Origin of the sequence: Infirmifilum sp. (assembly GCF_049970975.1) — an archaeon.
In the GTDB taxonomy this organism is placed as follows: domain Archaea; phylum Thermoproteota; class Thermoprotei; order Thermofilales; family Thermofilaceae; genus Thermofilum; species Thermofilum uzonense.
Map to the genome: position 1 here is coordinate 1 of NZ_JBMFLX010000164.1, position 2,584 is coordinate 2,584.

General features: G+C 52.0%; 4 protein-coding genes. All 4 read right to left on the reverse strand.

From position 1 onward, the window contains the following. Positions 1-11: 11 nt before the first annotated feature. The gene (locus tag ACP5KC_RS10050; protein ID WP_428287480.1) at positions 12-353 is read right to left on the reverse strand and encodes a glycosyltransferase; all 342 of its coding nucleotides are present in this window, start codon (positions 351-353) and stop codon (positions 12-14) included. Positions 354-509: 156 nt separating this feature from the next. After that, positions 510-1,610, reverse strand: a complete 1,101-nt coding sequence (locus ACP5KC_RS10055) for a glycosyltransferase family 4 protein (RefSeq protein ID WP_428287481.1) — start codon at positions 1,608-1,610, stop codon at positions 510-512. Between the two features lie 144 nt (positions 1,611-1,754). Then, positions 1,755-2,099 carry a glycosyltransferase gene (locus tag ACP5KC_RS10060; protein ID WP_428287482.1) on the reverse strand — a complete coding sequence of 115 codons (345 nt, stop codon included), beginning with the start codon at positions 2,097-2,099 and terminating at the stop codon, positions 1,755-1,757. Continuing rightward, positions 2,071-2,409 (reverse strand): glycosyltransferase, encoded by a 339-nt coding sequence (locus tag ACP5KC_RS10065; protein WP_428287483.1) that lies wholly within the window; start codon positions 2,407-2,409, stop codon positions 2,071-2,073. The genes ACP5KC_RS10060 and ACP5KC_RS10065 overlap by 29 nt, the downstream gene beginning before the upstream one ends. Positions 2,410-2,584 lie beyond the last annotated feature (175 nt).

Consider the following 2,584-nt stretch of genomic DNA (forward strand, 5'->3'; position numbering starts at 1 on the left):
ACCCGCGACGGCTAGCGCAGCGAGCAGTAGGCTCTCAGCTCCCTCCGCGCGACATCGCTCCAACGCTTCCTAGCGCACCACTCTAGCGCAGCCCGCCTCAGGCGCTCGGCTGGCTGCGGGTCTTCGAGGATCTTCAGGGCTTCCCCAGCCATCGCGTCCACGTCGCCGATGCGGACCCTTATGACGGCCCCGCAATCCCCATAGGCGAGCCTTATGCCCGGGAGGTAGTAGGTAACTGCGGGCGTGCCCCTACTCAGGGCCTCCCCGATGACGAGGGGGTAGAGATCCTTCCTGGTTGGGTAAACGAACACTTTCGCCTGTCCCATGTATTTCAGCACCAGCTCGTTCAGCACCCCCTTCTTCTCGAGATCAGGGCGATACGCTCAAGATCCAGCTCTCTTATGCGCTGCCGAACCTCCGCGACGCTGAAAATAGGATCCTCCCGCCCCAGGATTACCATCCCTCCGCCCTTCCTCACCCTGCAGATCCTGCGCCATTTCTGAGCTCTCTCAGCATTCCCTAACACTCTTACCAGTTACCTCATCGAGAACACTTTGCCACAATCTCGCAGCGTACTCGTACGTGAAATGAGAGCGGACGAACGCCAGCGCCCTCTCGCTGACGCTCTCCAGCAGCTCTGGGTTTGCGAGGAGCTCGGAAATCTTCTCTGCTATATGCTTTGGCTCGGTCGACCTGAGGAGGAAGCCGGTGACCCCGTCCCTGATGATGTCGGGGATCGCCCCGACGGGTGTCGCGAGGACTGGCGTCCCGCACGCCATCGCCTCTAACACGACATTGGGGAGCCCCTCCGTGAGCGATGGCAGGACTAAGAGCTTCATCCGATTGTAGTGGCGCACGAGCTCCTCGCGCGGCACCCAGCCCAGAAGCTCGACCTCCCCCTCCAAGCCGTACGCTTTCACTAGCCTCTCTATAGCTCCTCGGAGGGGCCCGTCCCCGATAACCACCAGCTTTAGCCCCCTCCCCTTTAAGTAGCGCATAGCCTTCACAAGGCTCAGGGGGTTCTTCTCTGCGTGGAGCCTCCCCACGTATCCTATGATATTGGGCCTTTCCGCAACCCTCGTCACCCTCTTGAAGAGATTGAAATTCAAGTGGTGCTCCCGCGCCACCCTCACTTTGAATGCTACATGCCTCAGACCGTAACTTTCTACCAGTGAAGGGGAGTAAACCACTATGCGATCTGCCAGTAGAGCGGCTCCAACATGAAACAAAGCTGCCACCGGGTAAAGCGGATGTTTCCTCTGCTTATATACAACACGTGCATTGCCAGCGAGCATTAACACTATCTTCTTCCTCAACAGTTTAAACAAAAGGATACAGTGAAACGCTAGCTCTGCGCCTAAAGTTAACAAAACAATATTACAGTTATTTCTTAACTTTAATAGATAAATGAAAAGTTCTGCAGCGCTTCTGACTGTTAGGAGCAAAGATGATCCTTCATCCGGTGAAGAGGTACTTTCAGGAAAAGCGTTTATTACTTGAACTTTATATGCTATTTCAGCTAATTCATTACTCTTTACGTTACTAACTACCGAAATATGCACGCCCCTGCTTTCGACAAGCTGTAAAAGGAGTCGAAGCAAGTTCGTCAATGGAGTTAAACCTGCTTTTTGCAAAGGTGGCGTTACTATACAAATATTAACTGAAGGTGACATTATTATTTGTTAATTTTAATTTTATGGCAAAGTTCTATAGTACAACAATTAATTTCCTTTTCTAGCTTATCAACAATATTTTTAAGAGAAAAATTTTTCCTTAACTAGCTTAAATGCTTCATTTCTCATTTTATCTGCTTCTCTAGGATGTGTAAGAACGTATATGATTGATCTAGATAGTTCCTTTGCGTCCTCCGCCTGAAAGAGCAGACACGTTTTCCCGTGTAGGACGAGGTCGAGGATGCCACCCACGTTGGAGGCCACTACAGGCTTGGCGCAAGCGTAAGCCTCTAAAATGGTAACGGGAAAGGTTCCGTACCGCGACGGCAGCACAAAGACGTCAGCGTCTACGATGGCTGTATTCTCCCTGCCGATCCTCTCGATGGGGAGCTCCGCCTTAGCGCACCTCCTCCCCGCGGCTCCCATATTTTTCCGCGAGCTCAGGGTTCCGCTTGAGGCGGAGCACAGCCTCGGCTAGCGCTTTTCGGTTCCCCGGGCGAACGGCCACCCCGGAGCCCATCCTCATCACGTGGATTGCCGACCAGCCCCTAGCGCAACACACGATGGGCTTCCCGACCACCTGGTACTCGTAGAGCTTCGAGGAGATGCCCAGGTTAGTCGCAATAACAATCATCTGTCTAGGATGTCGTACCATTCCGCGTACAAAGCTGAGAAGGCAATGAATAATAGCGAGAGTAAGGGAAGCTAGAAGACCTAGCAGGCGCCCACTCTTCATCATGTTGTCACGTTAGGCATACTCCTTATGAAGTCAGCGAGTTCATTCTCACCAGAAAATACACGGCTTACAAATCTTTTAAATATCTCTAATTCTTTAAAGATAAGTATTTCGTTGTGGCACATTAAGGCTTCGAGTAAGACCCGTGGAAAACCCTCCGAGTAGGAGGGTATTA

Bases quoted from the DNA above. Each gene is read 5' to 3' on its own strand.
- ACP5KC_RS10060 (WP_428287482.1), bottom strand. From the start codon at position 2,099: ATGGGAGCCGCGGGGAGGAGGTGCGCTAAGGCGGAGCTCCCCATCGAG.
- ACP5KC_RS10065 (WP_428287483.1), bottom strand. From the start codon at position 2,409: ATGAAGAGTGGGCGCCTGCTAGGTCTTCTAGCTTCCCTTACTCTCGCT.